This window comes from Phycisphaerae bacterium, assembly GCA_017999985.1.
Taxonomy (GTDB): Bacteria; Planctomycetota; Phycisphaerae; order UBA1845; family Fen-1342; genus JAGNKU01.
Genome location: JAGNKU010000005.1, coordinates 291,995 through 313,809, shown reverse-complemented (window position 1 = coordinate 313,809; position 21,815 = coordinate 291,995). Strand labels below are relative to the sequence as shown.

Genomic DNA, 21,815 nt, shown 5'->3' with positions numbered 1-21,815 from the left:
ATACCTCGGCACGCCGTGGCGGCGGTGTAGCACAGCGGCTCTGAGCGAGTGGCGACGACGATGGCCAACAGCATTCTGATTCGCGGCGGGCGGGTGATCGATCCCGCGCAGGAAATCGACGAGGTCACCAATCTGGCGATCAAGGACGGACGGATCGCCGGCGTGGGCAGGTCCGCGCCGCAGTCCGCGGACGAGGTGGTCGACGCGGGCGGGCTGCTCGTCACGCCCGGCCTGATCGACATGCATGTCCACCTCCGCGAGCCGGGCTACGAAGAGAACGAGACGATCGAGACCGGGACGGCGGCGGCCGCGGCGGGCGGCTATACGGCGGTCGCGTGCATGCCGAACACCGACCCACCGCTGGACAACGACTCGGCGATCGAGTTCGTCCTGCGGCAGGCGGCGCGGTCGGCGCACACGCGGGTTTACCCGATTGGCGCCTTGACGCACGGCCGACAGGGCAAGGAGTTGGCCGAGATCGGGCTGATGGTCCGCGCCGGGGCGATTGCGTTCAGCGACGACGGCGACGGGGTCGCGGATGCCGGCGTGTGCCTGCGGGCGATGCGCTACGTGAGCATGTTCGATCGGTTGTTCATCCAGCATTGCGAGGATCCGGCGCTGGCCGGCAGCGGCTGCATGCACAGCGGCACGACGGCGACGCGGCTGGGTCTGTCCGGCATCCCGGCGGCGTCCGAGGTCGTGATGGTGCAGCGCGACCTGACGCTGGCGGCGCAGGCCGGGGTGCGCTACCACGTGGCGCATGTCTCGACGCGCGGCGCGGTGGAGCTTGTGCGGGGGGCGAAGCAGGCCGGCCAGCGCGTGACGACCGAGGTCTGCCCGCACCATCTGCTGCTGACGGACGAGGCCTGCGGCGGGTTCGACACGAACTACAAGATGAAGCCGCCGCTGCGCGGCAAGTCGGACGTCGAAGCCTGTCTGCAAGGCGTGCGCGACGGGACGATCGACTGCCTGGTCACGGACCACGCGCCGCACGGCCGTGAGAGCAAGGAGCACGAGTTCGCCTATGCGCCGTTCGGCATCATCGGACTGGAGACGGCGTTGCCGCTGTTCATCCGCGCGCTCATCGAGTCGAAGCTCATCGGCTGGCCGCAGCTTGTGCGGGCGATGTCCACGCGGCCGGCGCAGCTCCTCGGCGTGCCCGGCGGCACGTTGAACGTCGGTCAGCCGGCGGACGTGACGCTGATCGATCCCGAGGTCGAGTGGACCGTGGATGCGGAGCAGATGCGCTCGAAGAGCCGCAACACGCCATTCGACGGCTGGAAGGTGCGCGGCCGCGCCGCCGGCACGCTGGTGGAGGGCGAATGGCGCCACCGGGACGGTGAAAAGGTGAGAATTTGATAAGGCGATAAGCTGATTAGGAGCGCTCCCCCGTGCGGCGCCCCCTCTTCACCTTATCACCTTATCACTGCGCCGGCTCAGCGGGAGCTTCGCCCTCCCGGGTGCGACCGCGCGTCACAACTCGCCGGGGTTTTTGGAGAAATACGTGTTCCGCAGCGCGTCGAGCACTTCGCGCGGCACGAGATAGTAGAGCACGACGACGCCGATCAGCACGATCAGCAAGTAGATCAGCCGCCACAAAAGATGCCGACGCAGGTTGCGAGGCATACGGCGTGCTCCGGACAGTTGGGGGGCTACTTGCGCGGCCAGACGCCGAGGCCGGGCTTTTCGCTCAGCGTGATGATGCCGCCCTGACGCGTGATGCCGTCGAAGGGGTCCTTGGCCAGCAGCAACGCACCATCCAGGTCCGCGTAGTCGATCAGCGACGAGATCGTGAGCGGCGGCGCAATCGCCAGGCTCGAGCAGACGAAGCAACCCAGCATGATCTTCATGTCCAGGGCGCGCGCCAGCGTCACCATCCGCAGCGCCTCGCGGATGCCGCCGCACTTGTTGAACTTGATGTTGATCCCGTCGACGCAGCCCTGCAGCCGCAGCACGTCCGCGGGCCGCTCGCAGCTCTCGTCGGCGAAGATCGGCGCCACGCCCAGCTTACGCAGCTCAGCCATGTGCTTCCAATCCTCTTTCTTCAGCGGCTGCTCGATCAGCGTCGGGCGGTACTGTGCCAGCGCGGGGATCATCTTCATGGCCTGTTCCGGCGTCCAGGCCATGTTCGCGTCCAGGAACAGCGGCCCGTTGAAGCGCTCGCGGATGTAGGTCAGCGTCTGGTGGTCGTCCTCGACGCCGACCTTGATCTTCAGCGCGTCGAAGCCGGCCTCGAGGGCCTCGTTCACCTTGACGCGGGTCAGGTCGCGGTCGGCGACGCCGATGGTGAACGTGGTTTGCTTGCGCGGCTGCGGCAACCCGAGCAGGCGCCACGCGGGCACGCCCAGCTTCTTGCCGCACCAGTCGTGCAGGGCCGCGTCGAGGCCGTCGATTGTGGCGCGCTGGGAATCGTACGCCGCGATCAGGCGCTGGATGATGGGCTCGATGGCGAAGGGGTCGTTGCCCAGCAGTTGGGGCACGACGGCCAGCGTGGCCTCGCAGGACTCCAGCGTCTGGCCGTAGAGTTCCGACGGCACGCACTCGCCCAGCCCGACCACGCCGTCGTGTTCGAGCTCGACGATGATCGTTTCCTTCTCATCGGTGCCCCACCCCGAGGTCGCGAAGCGGTGCCGCGGGCGGATCGTCTGCCGGTGCCAGCTCAGTTTCATGCCAACCACCTTCCTCGTTATTCGGTGAACTCGCCGTCGACGATGACGTCCGCCAGCGCCGAGATGCTGATGACGGCCGTCCGCTCGACGAACACGCGCCGCCGGTTCATCGGCCGGGCGCCTTCGCGTTCGAGCAGGCAGGCGTCGTTGACGTAGCGTTCCTTGGTGCTGTGGCCCTCGTCGCGGTCGTGCACGTCGGCCCGCGTCAGCCAGTAGCCACGCTCGTCGCACGCCTCCAGCCGGCCGATGTAGACTAGCGGCCCCGGCGTGTCGAGCACGACGCAGTGCCCCACGAATTGGTCCAGGCTCGGCGAATCCACGGCCGCTCTCGGGCACGGCGGCGGCCACCGGCGTCGGGGCCGTTTCCTTCCGCCGCGTGCCCGCTATTGTATGGCTGGCGGGGCCGCGCGGCCACGCCGGGAGCCGAGGTGCGCATGAATCCCCTGAAGGACGAGGCGGTCGTGGTGCGGCTGACCGAGTTCTCGGAGACGTCGCAGATCGTCACGCTGTTCGCGGCGCAGCACGGCCTGTTGCGGCTGATCGCGAAGGGCGCCCGCCGGAGCACCAAGACCCGCTTCTCCGCCGGTCTGGACCTGCTGGAGCGGGGCGAGGTGGGCTTCGTGCCGCCGCACGGCGATGCGCAGCTCGCGACGCTGACGGACTGGGTGCAGCGTGACACGTTTGCGGGCGTGCGGCGCGAGCTGCTGCGGCTCTATGGCGCGCTGTACGCGGTCGAGCTGGTCGCGGCATTGACGGAGGAGGCGGACCCACACCCGGAGCTGTACGCGGCCCTGGTGGCGACACTGGGGGCGCTGGCGGGAGAGGGGCCGGCGTCGGCGTGTCTGCCGGCGTTTCAGAGTGATCTGCTGCGGGCGATCGGGTACGCGCCGCATCTGACGGAGTGTGTGAGCTGTCACCGGCCGATTGGCGCGGCGCGCGTCGTCTTCTTTAGTGCCGGCGCGGGCGGGTTGCTGTGCCGCGATTGTGAGGCGCACTACGTCGAGAAATGGCGCGTGCCGCCGGAGCTGGTCACCACGACGCCGCAGACCGGTCCGCCGCGGGCGTGGTTCGAACTGCTCGATTATCACCTGACGCACGTTGCGGGCCGGCGATTCAAGACGGCGGCGGACGTGGCGGCGTTGCTCGCCAAAACGCCGTCCGGAGGGCTATGATTTGGCGCAGGCGCCGCGCGGGCGGCGCCGGAGCGGTTGAGGCTGCACATGGCAGACGATTCGCGGGCCATCCCGGAGATCGTGCCGGTTTTTCCGCTGCCGGAGGTGGTGCTTTTTCCGCACACGATTCTGCGGCTGCACATTTTCGAGCCGCGCTACCGGGCGATGATGAAGGACGCGCTCGCCGGGCCGCGCATGATCTCGGTGGCGTTGCTGCGGCCGGGTTACGAGCCGCTGGAGTTCACGCGGCACGCGCCGATCCACAAGACGATCGGCGTCGGGCAGATTTACCAGTCCGAGCAGGTGGCCAATGGGAACTACAACCTCCTGCTGCGCGGCGTCGGCCGGGCGACGATTGTCGAGGAGTTGACGGAACGTGACTACCGGCTGGCGCGCGTCACGCCGGTGCAGACGTATTGCCACAGCAGCCAGACGCAGGTGGACCAGTTGCGCGAGGAGCTGTTCGCGGCGATTCGCGGCAATCGGGCGCTCGATCCAGACGTGCGCCGGCACTGGTTGCGGCTGGCGGAGGCCGACCTTGATCTGGACGACGTGTGCGACCTGATCGCGGCGGGTCTGCCGGTCGAGGCGGAGCTGCGGCAATGCCTGCTGGACGAGCCGGAAGCCGCGGCGCGGACGCAGATGCTGATTGACCACATGCGGACGCTCGCTGCCATCGCCCGCAACTACTGGCGGCCGATGCGGCCGGACGGGAACAGCATGAACTGATCAGCGCACCTCTTGGGGGGAGGGAACGGCGGGGGTTGGTGCCTGTGGTTCTGACCCCGTCCGATCGAGCGGTGGGCTCGGCCACGCTATCCGGGGAGCCAGCGTTGCAGCGAATCCCAGACGCGCAGGTCATGGGCCGCCCACACGCCGCCGACGATCGCCGCCAGCAGGATGCCGAGCTTCACCGCCACGACGACGCGCTCCGCGCGCCGGGCGCGCTGCGGTTCCAGGGCGTATTCCTGCAAGGTGCGCGAGCGCAGGGCGATGGACGCATGCCGCCAACTGCGGGCCTCGGGGCGGATGCCGTTGAGCAGCGCGACCTCGTGCAGCGCGTCGGCAAAGACGTGCGCGGCCGTGCTGCACAGCTCGTCGCCGCGGATGCGACCGGGGTTACCCTCTGGCGTGTGCAGGTGGCACGGCTGGCCGCAGGGCAGGCCGCTGACCGCGAGGGTCCGCACGCCGTACATGTCGGCCTGCCGTTCGAAGCGGCGGGAGATCCAGCCGAAGAGCACGCCCCATTTGAGCGCGAGCACGCCGGCGATGGCTGTCAGCGCGGCCTGGTAGCTCAGTTCGTCGCGGTGGGCGAGCCCGTGGGTGCGCACGGAGAAGACCGTGAGGATGCAGCCCGTGATGAACGCGAAGAGCAGGAAATAGAGGATGTGGTGGCGCTTGACGTGCCCGGCCTCGTGGCCGAAGACGGCCTCGATCTTGGTGTCGTCCATCTGTTCGAGCATGCCGTCGGTGATCAGCACGTAGCGGAGCGGGGCGACCACGCCCATCACCGCGGCGTTGACGATCATGCCCCCGCTGCGCCACACCAGAATGTCGCGACACCGCAGCCGCAGCTTCGCGGCCAGTCGCTCGAGCCGGTCGCGCAAGGGGCCGCTGGGCAGCCGTTGCGTGACCCACACGTGCCGGAGAATCTCCGGCGTGATGACTGCGACGAACAGCGCGGCCAGCCCCACCGTCAGATCCGCCGCGTAATTCAGTTTTGTGAGCCGCTGCAACTCGTGGCGATAGCGTGTGACCACGTCATTCGCGGCCAGGATCAGCAGCATGGGCACGAGCACGAAGAGCACCTGGTGCCGCAGGTTGTAGAGGAGGAACCGGACGACGGACCAGACCGGCCGCACGGGCCGGCCGCGGAACAGGTACACTTCGAGCGCGATCTGCCGCACGGCGCGGTCCGCGGGATAGGCCGCCAGCCACACAAGGACGATCGACAGCAGGAATGGAGCGAGCGCGATGAGTCCGGGCACGAGCACCCACTTCCCCACCACCGGGACGCGCCCGCACAGCAGCAGCCAGTCGGTGGCCAGTAGCGTGCCGCTGTGTCCCAGCGCCAGCAGCGCCTGCACGAGCACCATCCCGCGCCCGTACGCGGCCTGCCCGCGGCTGGGCTGCTCAGGGCAGTCGTCAAACACGCGCAGTGTGCGGCGGGTGACCAGCAGCATGACCAGCGGCGGCAGCACGATGGCCCCCGCGATGGCCGCCAGGGTCAGGCCGGTGCCCTGCACGCCCCGGTAGATCGGGCCGGAAAGCGTGAGGACCAGGGCGAGAACGCCGATGACGACCAGGTACATGCTGGTACGATAGTAGGAGCCGGCCACAAAACAAGCCGCGGCACGTCGCCGGGCGGCGCGGGTCCGGTAAGGATCGGCGGGAGGCGCGCATGGCGCTGTCCGTGAAGGTCTGCGGTGTGACGAATCGGGACGACGCGGCGGCGGTCGCCCGGGCGGGAGCGGACTTCATCGGGTTCATCCTGGCGCCCAGTCCGCGGCAAGTTTCCGTGGACGCCGTGCGCGACATCATGGGTGTCCTGCCGGCGCCGGTTGAGCCCGTGCTCGTGTTTCGCGGGGCGCCGGTCGAAGAAGTCTTCGCCACGCTGGACGCGACACACTGCCGGTGGATACAGATCCACGGGCACGAGTCGGTTGCGTACCTGGGGCGGTTGCTGGCCGCGCGGCCGCACCTGCGACTCATCCGCGCCTGGGAAATCGAGAGGCCGGAGTCGGGCGACGACCTGGCGCTGTATCTGCGACAGGCGCGCGAGGCCGGCGTGCGGATCGACGTCGTGCTGCTGGATGCCCCCAAGGGTGGCCCGCACCCTGGTTTCGAACGGCTGGGCGACATCTCCCACGCCTGCTGCGCGCGTCCGCCGGCCGTGTGGTGCGCCGGCGGACTGACGCCCGGCAACCTTGGCACGGCCGTGCCCAGCGGGCACTACGACGGCGTTGACGTGGCCAGCGGCGTTGAACTGCGCCCGGGGGCGAAGGACCACGACGCCGTGCGGCGTTTCGTCGAGCTGGCGCGCCGGCTGTAAGCGACGGGCAGAATCAAGGGCCGGGGTGACCGCCGCCGATACTACGCGCAGCCGCGCAGCGGAGGCCGCGTCCGTGCCGTTGGACTGCTATGACACCCCGATCGATCCGGCGGATGACACGCCGGGCGCGCCGCGCCCGTACATTGGCATTCTCTTCGAGTGCTGTGGCGTGTACGCGCGAGTTTACCGGCGCCCTGAGCGAATGCTCTATGAAGGTCACTGCCCGAAGTGCCTGAGGAAGGTGCGGGCCCGGGTGGGGCGGGACGGGGTGACCGCGCGGATTTTCCGGGCACACTGACGCGGACTACGGCGCCGGCTGCTCAGCGGCCGCTGCGTCGAGGATCAGACCCAGGACCGATTCATTTCCCAGCCGCGGGCGTGGCACGAACCGGCCGTTGATGAAGATGGAGGGGATCGAATGCAGGCCCGCGGGCGTCCCGTGGCGCAGCGACGGAAACTGCTTGCCGGCCTGGACGTCATCGGCCACGGCGGCGTGCACTTCGGGTGAGTCCATCGCCGCCTTGAACGCTTCCGCTTCCAGTCCGAAGCCCGTCGCCGCCGCGATGACCGCTTCATCCGTGTGTTGCTGCGGGTGCTCCATCAGCCAGGCGTGCAGCTTCCAGAAGGCGTCGTGGCCGCCGAGGTGGCCGCCGGCCTCCGCGGCCTGTGCGGCCCGACACGCGAACGGGAACCTGGTATTGCTCACCTGCGGGTTGCAGTCCTTGTTGAATGGATAATGGCGGTAGGTGTACCGTGCATCGGTATGCTGCGCGACGAAGGCGCGGATGATCCCGTCGGACTCGGCGGTGTAGGGCTCCGAGTAGTCGCCCCAGAGGACGATCTCGATCCGCGGCTGCTCCGCGCCGAGGGTCCAGGCCTGTGCATCCGGCGGCAGGTTGCGGACTGGCTGATCGACCCAATCCTGCACGTACTTGTCGCGCGCCAGCGGCGGCTGGTCGAAGGCGGCGGTGCGCGGCGGCGGGTTGGTCGCGGCGATTTCCGTGATGGCGCGCGCTAGCGCGTTTGGCACATACCAGCCCTTCAACTCGACGCCGTTGATGAAGATCATGGGTGTGAAGAACAGCCCCAGGCGCTTGCCTTCCTCCGCGTCGGCGCGGACGCGATTCAGCGTTTCTTGGCTGGTCATCATGGCGACGAACGCAGCAGGCTCGAACCCGAGGTCGCGGATCCCCTGCTCGAGTTCTTCGCGGGTGGTGAAGCTGCCCCGGCGGGCGAACAGCCACTCATGCACTTTCCAGAACCCGTCCGCCCCCCACAACATGCCGGCGGCCTCGGCGGCGCGGGCGGCCCAGCAGGCGTTGGGGTGCATGTCGCGCTCCACGCTGGGGTTGCATTCCTTGCAGAAGGGGAAGTGCTTCACCGAGACGCAGAGATCAGTGCGACTCTTCATGAGGGTGGCGAGTTGGGCCTCGATCTGCCGGCAGTCCGCGCACTGGTAATCGGTAAACAGGACGATGCGGATCGGGGCTTCGAGAGGGCCGTGGGGATATCGGCCAATGAAGGGTGTCTTTTGCCAGTCCGCCGGCGTGCTCGCGGGCGGGGGCGCGACCGGGGCGCTCGTGGTCGGAAGTGTCTGCGGTGATCGTGCAGTCTCGCCGGTTCGCGGTGGCGCGACCGGGGTCGTGGCGGGTGTCGCGGACTGCGTGGACGTGTGGGAACGTTCGATGATGGTCCGGGTGGCGTCGGCGAGGTCGCGTTCGCCCCGGGCGGCGACCCCCGCCCGGTACTGGTGTTCCACGATGCCGAGCACCGCGGTTGCAGCGATGAAACTGCCGACCGCCGCGGTGAATGCGCCGCGCGGGTGAGCGCCTGTGGTGCGGCGCAGTTCCATCGTCAACCAGAACGCGAAGTTTCCCAGATGCGCCACGAGGCAGTACGGACACGGCAAGTGCTCTAGCACGATAATGCCGCAGAAGCCCAGTGAGGCGAGCGCTCCCAGCCGCACGATGTAGCGCAGCGGTCGCGGCAACGCCGCGCGCGTGACCAGCCAGGTGACCAGGGCGGCGGCGAAGTACGCGAGCCCGAGGTGCGATACGGGCCAGTCGAATGTCCCGATCTTGAGCTTGCCCCAGATGCTGTTGGCGGCCTGCTCGCACGCCCCGCCGGGGCCGCAGCCCGGCAGGCTGGCGCCGAGATGGTCGATGACCAGGAGTAGCGCGGCGACGCTGCTCACCGCGAGGCACACGGCGCCGGCGATCAGCCCTCCCCGAGCGGTCGCCGGGCTGGCGGTCGTCCGCGACGGGCGCTGGTCGCGGCGTGGAGTGGCTGGCGGGCGGGCCATCGTGTCTCCGATAAACAGTGTTTCACTGGCGAATCAGCGGCCAAGCCAGCTTATCCGAAGCGCGCCGCGCGGAAAAGCGCAGGTGCGCCAGCGCGGGGCATTCACATGCCGGCCGGCGGTATGCTAGAATGGCGGTGATGAGTGAACCACGCCTCAGTTCTGCTCTGAGTCGGGAGCAGTATCAATCCGTTCTCGACTCCGTATCGGATGCGGTGTTGACCATCAACCGTGATTTCGTCATCACCAGCTTCAACCGTGCCGCGGAATACATGACCGGTTTCAACCGGGTCGACGCGGTCGGGCGCGTCTGCTATGAAATCATGCGGCGCTCCGTCTGCCAGAATGTCGCCGAGTGTCCCATGACACAGTTGTTCGGCGACGGCCGCGACACGCTCAGCCAGGAGCATCACATTCTAGACCGCCACAATCGTCCGGTAACGCTGCACGTGTCGGCGCGCGCGCTGCGCGACAGCACGGGGACGATCGTGGGCGGCGTGGAGACGTTCCACGAAGTGCCGGCGTTCGAGGCGCCGGGGGCCTGGCCCACGCGGCCGGTCGCCCGGGCCCAGGTTGCTTCCGCGCAGGCGCTGGCGGAGTTGCCGATCCTCGAGGCCGCGGAGCGTCGCACGATCGAGGATGTCCTGCGGCGCAACCACTGGAACCGCGCGGCCGTCTGCGAAGAGCTCGGCCTCAGCCGGACCACCCTCTGGCGCAAGATGCGCAAGCTGGGGATCAGCACGCGGCCGCCGCGCAAGAATTGACCCCGCCACCGGGGGTGCGCGCCGTCAAGCGCGACTGCCCGTTCCCTGAGTCAACCACCAGGCTCGCAAGGTTTCCGCCACCGACCAGGCTTGGGCGAAGCAGCCGTCCGGCTCGTGGGGCTCGTCGCCGTCGAAGACTTCGCTGAGCGAGCCGACGCCGGTCGTCCACAACTGCCCGAGCAGCGGTTCGAGCAAGTGGCCGGCGCGGGTGGTGTCGTGGTGCACGCGATGATGCGCGATGACAAACGGCCCCAGCAGCCAGGCCCAGACGGTGCCCTGGTGGTAGGCGGCGTCGCGCTCGCGCAGCACGCCGGTGTAGCGTCCCCGGTAGTCCGGTTCGTCGGGCGCGAGCGTCCGCAGCCCGAACCACGTCAGCAGTTTGCGCTCGCAGGTGGCGACGACCGCCGCCTGCTGCTCGCGCGACAGGGGCGAATGCGTGAGCGCGACGGCGAAGATCTGGTTGGGGCGCACGCGCGGATCCGCCCCGTCCGGGCCGTCGAGTACGTCGTAGCAGCAATGACGCTCGGCGTTCCAGAAGCGCTGGAACGAGCCGCGCGTGCGGTCGGCCAGGCGCATGTACTCGTCGCCGGGCGCTTCCACCAAGTCCGCCAGGCGGGCCATGTTGCACAGTGCGTCATACCACAGCGCGCTGAGTTCGACCGGCTTGCCCATGCGGGGCGTGAAGAGCAGGTCGAAGAACTTGGCGTCCATCCAGGTGAGATTGAAGCCGGGATCGGCCGCGTACACGAGCCCGTCGTCGCCGACGCGGATGTTGTGGTGCGTGCCGCGCCGGTACCAGGCGATGATGTCCGTCATCACGGGGAACAGTTCGGCCAGGGTGGCCACGTCGCCGGTCGCGCGGACGTACTGGTCGATGGCCCACAGGTACCACAGCGTGGCGTCGGCGGTGTTGTATTCGGGCCGATCGCCGGCGTCGGCGAAGCGGTTCGGGATCAGCCCCTGGTCCACGTGGTGGGCCCAGGTGCGCAGAATCTGGCGCGCCACCTCCGGCCGCCCGGTGACCAGCGTCAATCCCGGCAGTGCGACCATGGTGTCGCGGCCCCAGTCGGTGAACCACGGATAGCCGGCGATGACCGTGTGGCCGTCACGCGCTTGCGGCACCTGGCGCGCCACGACGAACTGGTCCGCCGCGAGCACGAGCTGCGCCAGCGGGACCGGCAGTGTTTCGACCGGCTGCCCCGTGCGGGCCGACCACTCGGCGAGCCGCGCGTGGGTGTGCTTGGCGCGGCGCTGCAGCGCGGTGCGCTCGTCAAGCCGGCCGCGCGGCGCCGCGGCCAGCGTGAACGTCACGGTCGCGCCCGGGTCAAGCGTCAGCTCGCAGCGCGCCAGGTCGAGGTGGTCCTCCACGTGGTCCTGCCCGCGTGCGGCCTCCAGCGGCAGATGAAACCCGCGACACCAGCCGTATTCCACGTGCCAGCGCAGATCCGCGATGCCCGCGCCACTGCAGCGCACCAGGACCGGCACGCGCGCGTGGGGGGGCTGGATCTCGAGCAGATGCTCGGCGGCCTGGACCTGGAACGCCTCCTCGCCGCCGTGCGCGAGCTGATCGTACGCCCGGTCATTCACGAGCAGGCGCGCGGCGAAGCGCACGCGGGGCGCCTGCCGGTCCAGCTCGTAGCGCACGTACGTGACATTCTGCCCGGGCTCCATCCAGATCCGCTTGAGCAGTTGCAGGCCGCCGACCACATACGTCCAGGTCGGCACGCCCCCGAGCAGGTCGAAGCGCCGCAGGTGCTGGCAGCCGGCCGGCTGTTCGACGCCGGTGCTCCAGATGTTGGTGTAGAGCTGAATCGACCGCGCGCCGACCTGCAGGGTTTCATCCAGCTTCGTCACCAGCAGGCGGCGCCCCACCGGCGGGTGCAGCGCCGCCAGCAGCAGGCCGTGATAGCGCCGGGTGAGCGCGCCCGCGACCGTACCGGCGGCGAACCCGCCCAGGCCGTTGGTCACGAGCCACTCGCGGCCGAGGGTCGCGTCCACGTTCGTGCAAATCCGCTCTGGCAGGTGGATGTTCATGGTATTACGGCCTTCGGCAGGCGCACCGGGCAGGGGAGGCCGGCCTATCCGGCATCCGTGGCGACGGCTTTCTCGATCAGCTCGAGCAACTGCTCGACCTTGAAGGGCTTGAAGAGCACGCCGGCCAGACCTTCGCGGCTGGCCCGCACGATCGAATGTTCCGGATCATACCCGAAGCCCGTGATCAGGATCACCGGGCAGCGGGCGTTCACGGCCTTGGCAGCGGCGAAGACTTCATAGCCGTTCTTGTACGGCATCTTGATGTCGGAGAGCACGAGATCGAGGTGCTGCGTGTGCAGCATGCCGACCGCCTCCTCGCCGTCGCGGGCCGTGACCGGCAGGGCGCCGGCCTTCGAGAGCACGTCGGCGATCGTCTCGCGGATGATGTCTTCATCATCGGCGACGAGCACGCGCTTGCCGCTGAGCAGCGGGCGGCGTTCGCCGCTTTCGGGCGTCAGGCCGCGGATGGCCGGCGGCGTCGCGATGCCTTGCAGCGTCTCCTTCACGCGGTCCACGTGGCCCAGGATGGCGCGCAGCCGCCGCTGCGTCTCGTCCGCGTCGGGGCGCTGGGCGAGCAGGTGCGTGGCTTCGGCGACGATGTCGTCGAGCGGCTGAGCCAGCTCGGAGCGCACGTCGGCGGCCAGTTGCCCCGTGGTCTCGCTGCGCTCCACCACCAGCAGCTTCAGCATCTGCAGGGCCGTCGCGATGTAGCGGCCAAAGATCTCGGCGACCTGGCGATCCTCGTCGGTGAACGCGGCGGGCTGGTCGGATTCGATGTTCAGCACGCCGACGATCCGCTCGTTGAGTCGCAGCGGCACGGTCAGCGACGAGCGGGCGCATTCGAGACCGGGCAGATAGAGCGGGTCGTGCGTGATGTCGGGGCAGATGTAGGGCGTTCCGGTGGCGGCGACGTAGCCGGTGATGCCGTTGCCTTCCTTGCGGGCGTAGACGCTGGTGGCCCGCGCGGCCTCCGAGAATCCGCCCGAGAGGACCGTGTCCAGGCGCCCGGTCTGCGGGTCGAGCACGCGTACCGCGAAATGCGTGAAGTCGAGCAGATCGTGGCAGTAGCGGATGAGCCGGTCCTCGAGCAGTTGCAGGCGCTCAGGCACTTCCATCCGCGTGGCGTCGTCGGCGCCCAGCGCGACCAGCTCGCGCCCCGCGGCGTCGATCGCGTCGAGCTTGTCCCGCATGCGCACCAGCGTGGTCGTGTCGTTCACCAGGCCGACCACGCGGTCCACCACGCCGGCGGCATCGCGCAGCGCCGAAACGGTCAGGTCCAGGAACTGCTTCTGCCCCACACTCAACGTGCGCTGGATCGTCCGCGGCGCAGTGTCGGCCACGAGGTCCGGCAACAGTGCCGCACACGTGGCCCGCACGGCCTCGACGGCTTCGGGCGCGTACTGGTGCAGGGCGGCGTTGGCCCACAGCAAGGCCCCGTCGCGACTGACCGTGCACACACCGAGCGCGATGCCGTCCAGGATGGTGCGGGCCTGATCGCGCGCGGCGGCGGTGCTGAGCGGGAGCAGTTCCGATCCGGGGCAGATGACTATATCGAACTGTGTGTCGTGCAGCGCAGCGAGCGCCTCGGCGACCGTGGCGGCCACGTGCACCGCACCACGATCCTGCAGCGCCGGGAGCCAGAGGGGCGCGGCCTGCGAATCCGCGATCAGGAGAATCCGTCGCGGATGCCCGGATGTCGGTTCAGTCGCCATGCACGATCCGCATCGTTGTCAGATGGTGTCGTCGCGCGCGAACACGGATCGTTGTACCCCAGTCGGGGAGTTTTTCCAAGTGGCGACCCGACCCCCGCCGGCCGTCCGAGTACGCCGGAACGGCGCGTCGAGCAGCGGTGGAGCGGCGAGAATTGCGCTGTCGCGCGGGCGGCGCGTGAGCAATGTTTTCGGCGTTGTCGGGGGCACGGATCGCGCATAGACTTAGGGACCAACGAATCGGAAGCGCCCCGTTGGGCGTCATGTGCCGAGGGCGGCGTTGTGGGTATAGCCGCCCGCTTGCACCTCGGGAGCCCGCGGTCAGCGATGTCGGCCAAGCGGTCTGAATCCGGCGATGAGCAGGACCACCCGGACGGACGATTGCCGGTCGGCTGGCTGCGGATGTATGCTCTCGTCCTCGAGTTCCTCGCCTACCTGGGCGTTTTCGGCTATGGAGGCTGGTGGCTCGACCAGCGGCGCGGCTGGGAACCCTGGGGCCTGCTCGGCGGGCTCCTGCTCGGCACGGCACTCGGGCTATATCGTATGCTCCGTGAGTCCAAGCGGCTTGGGCTGTAAGTGCTATGAAATACACGCTCTTACAGATCGTCGTGCTGACGGCGGTCGTCGTGCTCGCCGTCGGCCTCGGACGCGGCCCGGTGGCCGAGCGCTGGGGACCACCCGGCGTGGCGACGCTGTATGCGGCGGCGGTAATCTGCCTGGTCGGCGGCGTGCTGGCTGCCATCCCGCTGGGCGTAGTGGCGACGTACTGGCCACAGCACGCACCAATGACCGCGTTTGGCGCGACGGCTATCCGTCTCCTGGTCACGGGTGCGCTCGCCATCGGCTACGAAGCGTTCGTCGAACCGCCGCTGACGCCATTCCTGGCGTGCATTCTGGCGATATATCTCTTGCTGTTAGTGGCGGAGACGGTCCTGATCGTTACTATTGTCCGCCGCGTTTACGCCCCGCATCCCCCGCACGCGGAGTGACACGCCCGTGTTGACGCTGGCTGCCCACGATCCGGTCGACCACGTCCTGCCGCACCGCTTTTTCCAGTTGCTGCCGACGAACCTCGACTTCGGCGCCAACGAGATTCCGTTGCTCGGCTTTCCGCTGAGTCACGAGTTCTACTTCACCAATCAACTGCTGATGACGCTGGTAGCGGCGCTGTTGTGCTTGCTGATCTTCCCGTGGTTGGCGCGGGCCTACGCGGGCGGCGGCGCGGTGCCGAACCCGCCGCGCGGCTCGCTCATGAATCTGTTCGAGGCGCTGTTGCAGTTCATCCGCGAGGAAGTGGCGCGTCCGGTTCTGAAACACCGCACGGACCGGTTCATGCCGTTCCTCTGGACGCTGTTTTTCTTCATTCTGTTCTGCAATCTGCTGGGCCTGATTCCCCTGGCGGACATCATTCGGTTCGCGTCCGGAGGCAAGCTGCAGAACATCGGCGGCACGGCGACGGGCAACCTGGCGATCACCGGGGGACTCGCGCTCTGTGCGTTCCTGATGATCCATGGCAGCGGCGTGCAGGAAGTCTATCGCAGCCTTGTCGCCGGGACGTATGGGCATCACGGCCATGAAGGTGACGAACAGCACGATCACGCGCATCACAATCGCCGCGCGGGGATGTCGCCGGCGCTTGCAGTTCTGGTTGCGTTTCCCCTGTACGTTTGGAACTTTGCACCCCACGTATTCAAGCCTGCACCCGGGAGCAGCGTCGCCGCCGCCATTGTGCTCACCGTGCTCGATGTCATCATGTGGCTGGTACTACTGCTGCTCGAGTTGATCGGGGCGGTGATCAAGCCGTTCGCGCTGATGATTCGTCTCTTCGCGAACATGGTCGCCGGGCACATCGTGCTCGGCTCCATCCTGCTGCTGATCTTCACGGCCAAGTCAGTCGTGATGGGTTACACCGTGGGCGCGATCAGCACGGTCGGCTGTGTCGCCCTGAACTGCCTCGAACTCTTCGTCGCGTTTCTGCAGGCGTATATTTTCGTGTTCCTGACGACACTCTTCATCAGTATGGCGGTGGCGCCGGAGCATTGATGCATTGAAGCTGAGAGCTGAAAGCTGACGGCTGACAGCTACACGGATTTAGGGCATGGGTAGCCGGCGCCCGGTCCCGCTTGCTTAACGCCGGTCGGATCGATTCATCGTACGGCATGGTGCACTAGGAGATTCAATCATGCTCACCATCCTCGCGGAAGCGGTACCCCTGTTCAGCAATGCGGGCCTGATGGGCCTGGGCGCCGGGATCGGCGCGGGCCTGGTCTGCATCGGGGCCGCCAAGGGCATCGGGCACCTGGCCGGCTGCGCGGTCGAGTCCATGGCCCGTCAGCCGGAAGTGCGCGGCAACGCCTTCATCGCCATGATCATCGCGGCGGCCCTGATCGAAGGCTTCACGTTCTTCGCGCTGGTTGTGTGCAACGGCATCGCCGGCAAGATCGCCACGGGGGCCTAGGCGCCAGGCCGGTGTGCGTTAGCGAGGCAGGAACGAGTATGCGTAAGCACTGGTGCATTCTGGCGGCCTGTGGGTTGCTCATGTTGGCCACGCCGCTGGCGTGGGCTCAGCACGCGTCCCCGCCCGCCACCCCACCCGCGGCCGGGCACGCCGTCACGGCCGAAGCGCCGGAGCCCGGCGGCGAGCACGGCGAGGACGCGAATAAGCCGGCCCTGCTGCAGTTCGACCCTGGCGCGAGCGTGTGGTCGATCATCGTCTTTGTCCTGCTGCTGATGGTGCTGCGGCTGACGGCGTGGAAGCCGATCCTGCGGGTCTTGCAGGAGCGCGAGCGGTTCATCGCGAAGTCGATCGCCGACGCCCGGCATGAGCGCGAGCAGGCGGAGCGGTTGCTGGTGGAGTACAAGGCCCAGCTCGAAAAGGCGCGCGCTGAAGCGAGCGCGATTGTCGCCGAGGGCCGGCGCGACGCGGAAGTCGCGGCCCGCGCGGTCCAGGAGCAGGCCCGGCGCGAGTCGGAGGAGATCGTTGCGCGGGCCCGCCGGGAGATCCAGCTCGCGACCGACTCGGCACGCAAGGAGCTGCAAGACGAAGCGTCGGAGCTGGCGGTCCGCGTGGCCGGGCGCATTCTCCGCAAGGAGCTGGCGGCGGCGGACCACCGGGCGCTGGTGGCCGAGGCGCTCGCGGAGATGCAGGCGGCGGGGCGGCCGCGGATGAACTGATGCGGCCCGGGCCGCATGAACGAGGCGCGCATGGCGCACGATGTTGAAAAGGGTATCGACGTTGCCGACGTGTATGCCGCGGCGCTGTTTGCGCTCGCCCGCGAGCAGAACGTGCTCGATGACGTGCGCGACGAGCTGGCCGAATTGGTCCGGCTGGTTGAGCGGGACCGCAGTTTCGCCACGTTCATCGCGTCCGCGGCCGTGGATGACGACGAGCGCGAGCAGAGCCTGGAGCGCATGTTTCGTGGCCGGCTGCGCGACCTGGTGCTCGACACGCTGCAGGTAATGAACCGGCACGGCCGGCTGGAGCTGATCCACGCGCTCTGGCGGGCCTACGTGCTGCGCCTCGAGGACGCGCGCGGGCAGATCGAGGTGCAGGCGACCAGCGCGGTCGAGCTCGACGCGGCGCAGCGCGCGGAAATCGAGCGCCTGGCCGCGCAGCTCTCCGGCCGCAAGCCGCTCGTGCAGTACATCGTCGATCCCGAGGTCATCGGCGGACTGGTGCTGCGGATCGGCGACCACCGCTACGACCATTCGCTCCGGCGGCACCTGAGCATGGCGCGCCGGCGGCTGCTGGAGCGGACCAACCGCGCCGCCGCGACGACGTAGGCCGGCGTGCACGCTGAACGCCAACCTGTTGGCGGAGAGACACAGATGAAGTTCAAGGCAGACGAAATCGCCAGTGTCATCAAGGAAGAGATCAGCCGCTACCGGGCCGAGCTCGACGTGGCCGAGGTGGGGCGCGTGCTGGAGGTCGGCGACGGCGTGGCCCGCATCTTCGGGCTGTCGAGCGCGATGGCCGGCGAGATGCTCGAGTTCGAGCAGGGCGCGGTCGGGCTCGTGTTCAACCTTGAGGAGAACTCGATCGGGGCCGTAGTGCTCGGCGACTTCCTGGACGTGAAGGAAGGCCAGGAGGTCCGCACGACCGGGCGCCTGCTGAGCGTGCCAGTCGGCGACGCGTTGATCGGCCGCGTGGTCGATCCGCTGGGCCGACCGCTGGACGGCCGCGGCCCGGTACAGTCCGAGGTCCGCCGACCGCTGGAAATCATCGCCCCCGGCATCGCCGAGCGGCAGCCGGTGAAGGTGCCGCTGCAGACCGGCATCAAGGCGATCGACAGCATGATCCCGATCGGCCGCGGGCAGCGCGAGCTGATCATCGGCGATCGCAAGACCGGCAAGACCGCGATCGCGATCGACACGATCATCAACCAGAAGGGCGGCGACGTGATCTGCGTGTACGTCGCCATCGGGCAGAAGGAATCGACGGTCGCCGGCCTGGTCGAGATCCTGCGCAAGCACGGCGCGATGGACTACTCGATCGTGGTGACGGCGGGCTCGTCCGACCCGGCGCCGTTGCAGTACATCGCGCCGTACGCGGGCTGTGCGATGGCCGAGTACTTCATGTACGAGCACGGCCGCGACACGCTGTGCATCTACGACGACCTGTCGAAGCAGGCGGCGGCGTACCGGCAGTTGTCACTGCTGCTCCGCCGGCCGCCGGGCCGCGAGGCGTACCCGGGCGACGTGTTCTACCTGCACAGCCGTCTGCTGGAGCGCTCCTGCAAGATGGCCGAGCTGCGCGTCATCGTGAAAAAGGGCGCGCCGGCGGATGTGGAGACCGGCGTGAACGGCAAGGTCTACAAGGGGCTGCAGGACCAGCATGCCCTGGATCACGATTTCGCCGCGCTGCCCGACAAGGATCAGCACGAGATTCGCAAGCTGAAGAAGTCCGGCGGCAGCCTGACGGCGCTGCCGGTCATTGAGACGCTCGAAGGCGAAGTGTCCGCGTACATCCCGACGAACGTGATCTCGATCACCGACGGACAGATTTACCTGGAGCCTGACCTGTTCTTTGCCGGCGTGCGGCCCGCGATCAACGTCGGCATTTCGGTCAGCCGCGTGGGCGGCAATGCCCAGGTGCCCGCGATGAAGAAGATCGCCGGCTCGTTGCGGCTGGACCTGGCGGCGTTCCGCGAGCTGGAGGCGTTTGCCCAGCTCGGCACGGAGCTGGATCCGGCGACGCAGCGGCAACTCGATCGCGGGCGCCGCATGGTGGAGCTGCTGAAGCAGCCGCAGTACCAGCCGATGGACGTGTGGAGCCAGATTTTGGCGATCCACGCCGGCGCGCGGGGCTTCCTGGACGATGTGCCGCTCGATCAGGTGCACTTGTTCGAGGAGCAGTTGTTGCGGCACTATCACGATGAGTTTCCCGAGGTGGTCGAGCAACTCAAGAAGGAGCGGAAGCTCTCGGACGAGCTGGATGCCCGGTTGAAGGAGTTGGTCGGGAATTTCAAGCGGCAGTTCGTGACCCGCGCGGGTGAGAGCAAGAAGTGAGCATGAGGCAGGCAAAGTCCGGTCGTCCGATCGCGGCGTCCTCGCATCCGTCCGCTCCGTGGGGGCGGGGCAAGGACTGGCGGGCGGCGGGGCCCAGGGGCTACGCCTCTGGCAACCACCGTTGGCCGCTATGCGGCCGGGAGGCTGGGGCGGGGCGCGCCGCCGCCGGCTTGGCAGGAGGCCGCCATGGCTAAGGCCCGCGCCATCGTGAAACGCCGCCGGGCGGTGCGAAACATCCGCAAGATCACGCAGACGATGCAGCTCATCGCCACGGCGCGTTTCCAGAAGTGCATGCAACGCGCCGTCGCATCGCAGCCGTATACGCGGCGGATCACCGAGATGATCCAGACGCTCGGCGGGCAGGAGGCCACGGATCACCCGCTACTGCGTCCCAACGACGCCGGGCCGCGCAGCCTCCTGCTCGTCATCACCGCCAACCGCGGCCTGTGCGGCTCGTACAACGCCGGCGTGCTACGGCGGATGCTCGAAGCCCGCCGCGAACTCAGCGCAGGCGGCTTCCAGCCGGAGATGGAGGTTGTCGGCAAGAAAGGCCTGAACTACCTGCGCTTCCTGAACGTCCCGGTCAGTCTGAAGATCACCGACATCGAGGACAAGATCGCGTTCAGCCGCGTCAGCGAAATGGCCGAGCGCTACATGACGCTCTACCGCCAGAATGAGATCGCGCGGGTCGACATCGTCTACATGCAGTTTCACAGTGTCGGCGTACAGCGCCCGGCGTGTGTGCAACTGCTGCCGATCGAGCCGCCGCAGGCCACTGCCGCGGAGCCGCGCGTCCGTCCGCAGTTTGAGTTCTCACCGCCGCCGGAGCAGTTGCTGGCCCGCCTGATTCCGGAAGCGGTGAAGATCCGGCTGTTCCAGTGTTTCAACGATGCGATCGTCAGCGAGCAGGTCGCGCGGATGGTCGCGATGAAGGCGGCGACGGACGCTGCCGGTGACATGCTCCGCTTCCTGACGCGTCAGTACAACCGGGCGCGCCAATCGCAGATCACGACGGAGCTGGCGGATATCGTCGGTGGCGCTAACGCGGTCCAGTAGCAACTAATCTCTCGTAGTTCGGGAGTCAGTCATGGCAGGTAACGGCAAGAACATCGGCAAGATCGTTCAGGTCATCGGCTCCACGCTCGATGCGGAGTTCAGCCCGGACAAGTTGCCGCGGATCTACAACGGCCTCCAGATTCAGGTGCAGAACAAGCTCACCGGCGTCGAGCAGACGCTCTGGTGCGAGGTCGCCCAGCACCTCGGCGGCGGGAAGGTCCGCGCCGTCGCGCTCGGCTCCACCGACGGCCTCGTGCGCGGCATGGACGTGCTCGACACTGGCCAGTCCATCACCGTGCCGGTCGGGTCCGCCACGCTGGGCCGCGTGTTTAACCTGGTCGGCGAGCCGGTCGACGGCCGCGGCCCGGTGCAGGCGGACCGCCGCGACCCCATCCACCGCGAGCCGCCTGAATTCGCCGACCTGACGCCCAAGACCGAGCAGTTCGAGACCGGCATCAAAGTCATCGACCTGCTCGTGCCCTTCGTCCGCGGCGGCAAGATCGGCCTCTTCGGCGGCGCCGGCCTCGGCAAGACGGTGGTGATTCAGGAACTCATCGCCCGCATCGCCACCCAGCACGGCGGCTATTCCGTGTTCGCCGGCGTCGGCGAGCGCACCCGCGAGGGCAACGATCTGTGGCTCGAAATGCAGGAAGCCAAGATCGGCACCACCGGCAAGTCGGTCATCGACCAGACCGCGATGGTGTTCGGTCAGATGAACGAGCCGCCGGGCTCGCGTCTGCGGGCGGCGCTGTCGGCCCTGACGATGGCCGAGTATTTCCGGGATGAGAGCGGCGCCGACACGCTGCTGTTCGTGGATAACATCTTCCGCTTCTCGCAGGCTGGCTCGGAGGTCTCGGCGCTCCTGGGCCGCATGCCGTCGGCCGTCGGCTACCAGCCCACGCTGGGCACCGAGATGGGCGAGCTGCAAGAGCGGATCACGTCGACGCGCAAGGGCGCCGTCACGAGCGTGCAGGCCGTGTACGTGCCGGCCGACGACCTGACCGACCCCGCGCCGGCGACCACGTTCACGCACCTCGACGCGTTCATCGTGCTCGAACGCGGCATCTCCGAGAAAGGCATCTATCCCGCGATTGACCCGCTGGCCTCCAGCAGCCGCGCCCTGGACCCCATCGTCGTCGGTGCGGAGCACTACGCGATCGCCCGCCGCGTGCAGGAAATCCTGCAGCGCTACCGCAGCCTGCAGGACATCATCGCGATCCTGGGCGTCGAGGAGCTCAGCGAAGAGGACAAGCTGATCGTCTCGCGCGCCCGCAAGATCGAGCGTTTCTTCAGCCAGCCGTTCTTCGTCGCTGAGCAGTTCACCGGTTTTCCGGGCAACTACACGAAGATCACCGACACGCTGCGCAGCTTCCAGGAGCTCTGCGACGGCAAGTGGGACCACCTGCCCGAGCAGGCGTTCATGTACGTCGGCAGCATCGAGATGGCCGCCGAGAAGGCCGAGCGGCTGAAGGCCGAAGGCTAAGCGCTGCCCGCCGCGTCCGCCGGCCGTATAATCCAGGCAGGTGAGCGCTACCCGCTCGCCCCGGAGCCC

At 68.2% G+C, this 21,815-nt stretch carries 21 protein-coding genes; 14 read left to right on the top strand and 7 right to left on the bottom strand.

The window, feature by feature from the left end; genetic code table 11:
• The first annotated feature begins 60 nt into the window (after positions 1-60).
• Positions 61-1,359 carry a dihydroorotase gene (locus KA383_09180; GenBank protein ID MBP7746295.1) on the top strand — a complete coding sequence of 433 codons (1,299 nt, stop codon included), beginning with the start codon at positions 61-63 and terminating at the stop codon, positions 1,357-1,359.
• A 114-nt stretch (positions 1,360-1,473) separates the two neighbouring features.
• On the opposite strand, the gene KA383_09175 is transcribed toward KA383_09180, so the two are convergent.
• The 3 genes from KA383_09175 to KA383_09165 are packed head-to-tail and all read right to left on the bottom strand — an operon-like array spanning position 1,474 to position 2,989.
• Complete coding sequence (locus tag KA383_09175) at positions 1,474-1,626, bottom strand: hypothetical protein (GenBank protein ID MBP7746294.1); 153 nt, start codon at positions 1,624-1,626, stop codon at positions 1,474-1,476.
• Between the two features lie 26 nt (positions 1,627-1,652).
• Positions 1,653-2,669, bottom strand: a complete 1,017-nt coding sequence (locus KA383_09170; protein MBP7746293.1) for a dipeptide epimerase — start codon at positions 2,667-2,669, stop codon at positions 1,653-1,655.
• A 17-nt stretch (positions 2,670-2,686) separates the two neighbouring features.
• Positions 2,687-2,989, bottom strand: a complete 303-nt coding sequence (locus KA383_09165; GenBank protein ID MBP7746292.1) for a hypothetical protein — start codon at positions 2,987-2,989, stop codon at positions 2,687-2,689.
• Positions 2,990-3,103: 114 nt separating this feature from the next.
• Between KA383_09165 and recO the strand changes: the two genes are divergently transcribed.
• The gene (gene recO / locus KA383_09160) at positions 3,104-3,841 is read left to right on the top strand and encodes a DNA repair protein RecO (GenBank protein MBP7746291.1); all 738 of its coding nucleotides are present in this window, start codon (positions 3,104-3,106) and stop codon (positions 3,839-3,841) included.
• A 48-nt stretch (positions 3,842-3,889) separates the two neighbouring features.
• Positions 3,890-4,570, top strand: coding sequence for an LON peptidase substrate-binding domain-containing protein (locus KA383_09155; GenBank protein MBP7746290.1), 681 nt, complete (start codon positions 3,890-3,892; stop codon positions 4,568-4,570).
• 86 nt (positions 4,571-4,656) lie between these two features.
• Here the strand turns inward: KA383_09155 and KA383_09150 are convergent, their stop codons facing one another.
• Positions 4,657-6,180, bottom strand: a complete 1,524-nt coding sequence (locus tag KA383_09150; protein MBP7746289.1) for a M48 family metalloprotease — start codon at positions 6,178-6,180, stop codon at positions 4,657-4,659.
• 62 nt (positions 6,181-6,242) lie between these two features.
• On the opposite strand from KA383_09150, the gene KA383_09145 reads away from it, so the two are divergent.
• Entirely contained in the window at positions 6,243-6,893 is a 651-nt protein-coding gene (locus tag KA383_09145) for a phosphoribosylanthranilate isomerase (GenBank protein MBP7746288.1), read from the top strand.
• Positions 6,894-7,197: 304 nt separating this feature from the next.
• Here KA383_09145 and KA383_09140 read toward each other — a convergent pair whose 3' ends face one another.
• The gene (locus KA383_09140; GenBank protein ID MBP7746287.1) at positions 7,198-9,195 is read right to left on the bottom strand and encodes a thioredoxin domain-containing protein; all 1,998 of its coding nucleotides are present in this window, start codon (positions 9,193-9,195) and stop codon (positions 7,198-7,200) included.
• A 137-nt stretch (positions 9,196-9,332) separates the two neighbouring features.
• Here KA383_09140 and KA383_09135 point away from each other — a divergent pair, with 137 nt between their 5' ends.
• Entirely contained in the window at positions 9,333-9,956 is a 624-nt protein-coding gene (locus KA383_09135; GenBank protein ID MBP7746286.1) for a PAS domain-containing protein, read from the top strand.
• 24 nt (positions 9,957-9,980) lie between these two features.
• On the opposite strand, the gene KA383_09130 is transcribed toward KA383_09135, so the two are convergent.
• Both KA383_09130 and KA383_09125 read right to left on the bottom strand, forming a co-directional pair.
• Positions 9,981-11,990, bottom strand: a complete 2,010-nt coding sequence (locus KA383_09130; protein MBP7746285.1) for a glycogen debranching enzyme family protein — start codon at positions 11,988-11,990, stop codon at positions 9,981-9,983.
• 44 nt (positions 11,991-12,034) lie between these two features.
• Positions 12,035-13,702, bottom strand: coding sequence for a response regulator (locus KA383_09125; protein ID MBP7746284.1), 1,668 nt, complete (start codon positions 13,700-13,702; stop codon positions 12,035-12,037).
• A gap of 324 nt (positions 13,703-14,026) precedes the next feature.
• On the opposite strand from KA383_09125, the gene KA383_09120 reads away from it, so the two are divergent.
• The 9 genes from KA383_09120 (at position 14,027) to atpD (ending at position 21,746) form a co-directional block, all read left to right on the top strand.
• Complete coding sequence (locus KA383_09120; GenBank protein MBP7746283.1) at positions 14,027-14,275, top strand: AtpZ/AtpI family protein; 249 nt, start codon at positions 14,027-14,029, stop codon at positions 14,273-14,275.
• A gap of 5 nt (positions 14,276-14,280) precedes the next feature.
• Complete coding sequence (locus KA383_09115) at positions 14,281-14,688, top strand: hypothetical protein (GenBank protein MBP7746282.1); 408 nt, start codon at positions 14,281-14,283, stop codon at positions 14,686-14,688.
• A 7-nt stretch (positions 14,689-14,695) separates the two neighbouring features.
• Positions 14,696-15,742: a F0F1 ATP synthase subunit A gene (locus KA383_09110; protein MBP7746281.1), complete on the top strand. Its 1,047-nt coding sequence runs from the start codon at positions 14,696-14,698 to the stop codon at positions 15,740-15,742.
• Positions 15,743-15,881: 139 nt separating this feature from the next.
• Positions 15,882-16,157, top strand: coding sequence for an ATP synthase F0 subunit C (gene atpE, locus KA383_09105; GenBank protein ID MBP7746280.1), 276 nt, complete (start codon positions 15,882-15,884; stop codon positions 16,155-16,157).
• Between the two features lie 38 nt (positions 16,158-16,195).
• Positions 16,196-16,873, top strand: coding sequence for a F0F1 ATP synthase subunit B (atpF, locus tag KA383_09100; protein MBP7746279.1), 678 nt, complete (start codon positions 16,196-16,198; stop codon positions 16,871-16,873).
• Positions 16,874-16,903: 30 nt separating this feature from the next.
• Positions 16,904-17,482 carry an ATP synthase F1 subunit delta gene (atpH, locus tag KA383_09095; protein MBP7746278.1) on the top strand — a complete coding sequence of 193 codons (579 nt, stop codon included), beginning with the start codon at positions 16,904-16,906 and terminating at the stop codon, positions 17,480-17,482.
• Positions 17,483-17,527: 45 nt separating this feature from the next.
• Positions 17,528-19,207: a F0F1 ATP synthase subunit alpha gene (gene atpA, locus KA383_09090; GenBank protein MBP7746277.1), complete on the top strand. Its 1,680-nt coding sequence runs from the start codon at positions 17,528-17,530 to the stop codon at positions 19,205-19,207.
• Positions 19,208-19,393: 186 nt separating this feature from the next.
• Entirely contained in the window at positions 19,394-20,263 is an 870-nt protein-coding gene (gene atpG, locus KA383_09085) for an ATP synthase F1 subunit gamma (protein ID MBP7746276.1), read from the top strand.
• 31 nt (positions 20,264-20,294) lie between these two features.
• Complete coding sequence (gene atpD / locus KA383_09080; GenBank protein MBP7746275.1) at positions 20,295-21,746, top strand: F0F1 ATP synthase subunit beta; 1,452 nt, start codon at positions 20,295-20,297, stop codon at positions 21,744-21,746.
• The last annotated feature ends 69 nt before the right edge of the window (positions 21,747-21,815 follow it).

Coding starts and splice junctions, on each gene's coding strand:
- KA383_09180 (MBP7746295.1), top strand. CDS start 61: ATGGCCAACAGCATTCTGATTCGCGGCGGGCGGGTGATCGATCCCGCG.
- KA383_09175 (MBP7746294.1), bottom strand. CDS start 1,626: ATGCCTCGCAACCTGCGTCGGCATCTTTTGTGGCGGCTGATCTACTTG.
- KA383_09170 (MBP7746293.1), bottom strand. CDS start 2,669: ATGAAACTGAGCTGGCACCGGCAGACGATCCGCCCGCGGCACCGCTTC.
- recO (MBP7746291.1), top strand. CDS start 3,104: ATGAATCCCCTGAAGGACGAGGCGGTCGTGGTGCGGCTGACCGAGTTC.
- KA383_09155 (MBP7746290.1), top strand. CDS start 3,890: ATGGCAGACGATTCGCGGGCCATCCCGGAGATCGTGCCGGTTTTTCCG.
- KA383_09145 (MBP7746288.1), top strand. CDS start 6,243: ATGGCGCTGTCCGTGAAGGTCTGCGGTGTGACGAATCGGGACGACGCG.
- KA383_09140 (MBP7746287.1), bottom strand. CDS start 9,195: ATGGCCCGCCCGCCAGCCACTCCACGCCGCGACCAGCGCCCGTCGCGG.
- KA383_09135 (MBP7746286.1), top strand. CDS start 9,333: ATGAGTGAACCACGCCTCAGTTCTGCTCTGAGTCGGGAGCAGTATCAA.
- KA383_09130 (MBP7746285.1), bottom strand. CDS start 11,990: ATGAACATCCACCTGCCAGAGCGGATTTGCACGAACGTGGACGCGACC.
- KA383_09125 (MBP7746284.1), bottom strand. CDS start 13,702: ATGGCGACTGAACCGACATCCGGGCATCCGCGACGGATTCTCCTGATC.
- KA383_09120 (MBP7746283.1), top strand. CDS start 14,027: ATGTCGGCCAAGCGGTCTGAATCCGGCGATGAGCAGGACCACCCGGAC.
- KA383_09115 (MBP7746282.1), top strand. CDS start 14,281: ATGAAATACACGCTCTTACAGATCGTCGTGCTGACGGCGGTCGTCGTG.
- atpE (MBP7746280.1), top strand. CDS start 15,882: ATGCTCACCATCCTCGCGGAAGCGGTACCCCTGTTCAGCAATGCGGGC.
- atpF (MBP7746279.1), top strand. CDS start 16,196: ATGCGTAAGCACTGGTGCATTCTGGCGGCCTGTGGGTTGCTCATGTTG.
- atpH (MBP7746278.1), top strand. CDS start 16,904: ATGGCGCACGATGTTGAAAAGGGTATCGACGTTGCCGACGTGTATGCC.
- atpA (MBP7746277.1), top strand. CDS start 17,528: ATGAAGTTCAAGGCAGACGAAATCGCCAGTGTCATCAAGGAAGAGATC.
- atpG (MBP7746276.1), top strand. CDS start 19,394: ATGGCTAAGGCCCGCGCCATCGTGAAACGCCGCCGGGCGGTGCGAAAC.
- atpD (MBP7746275.1), top strand. CDS start 20,295: ATGGCAGGTAACGGCAAGAACATCGGCAAGATCGTTCAGGTCATCGGC.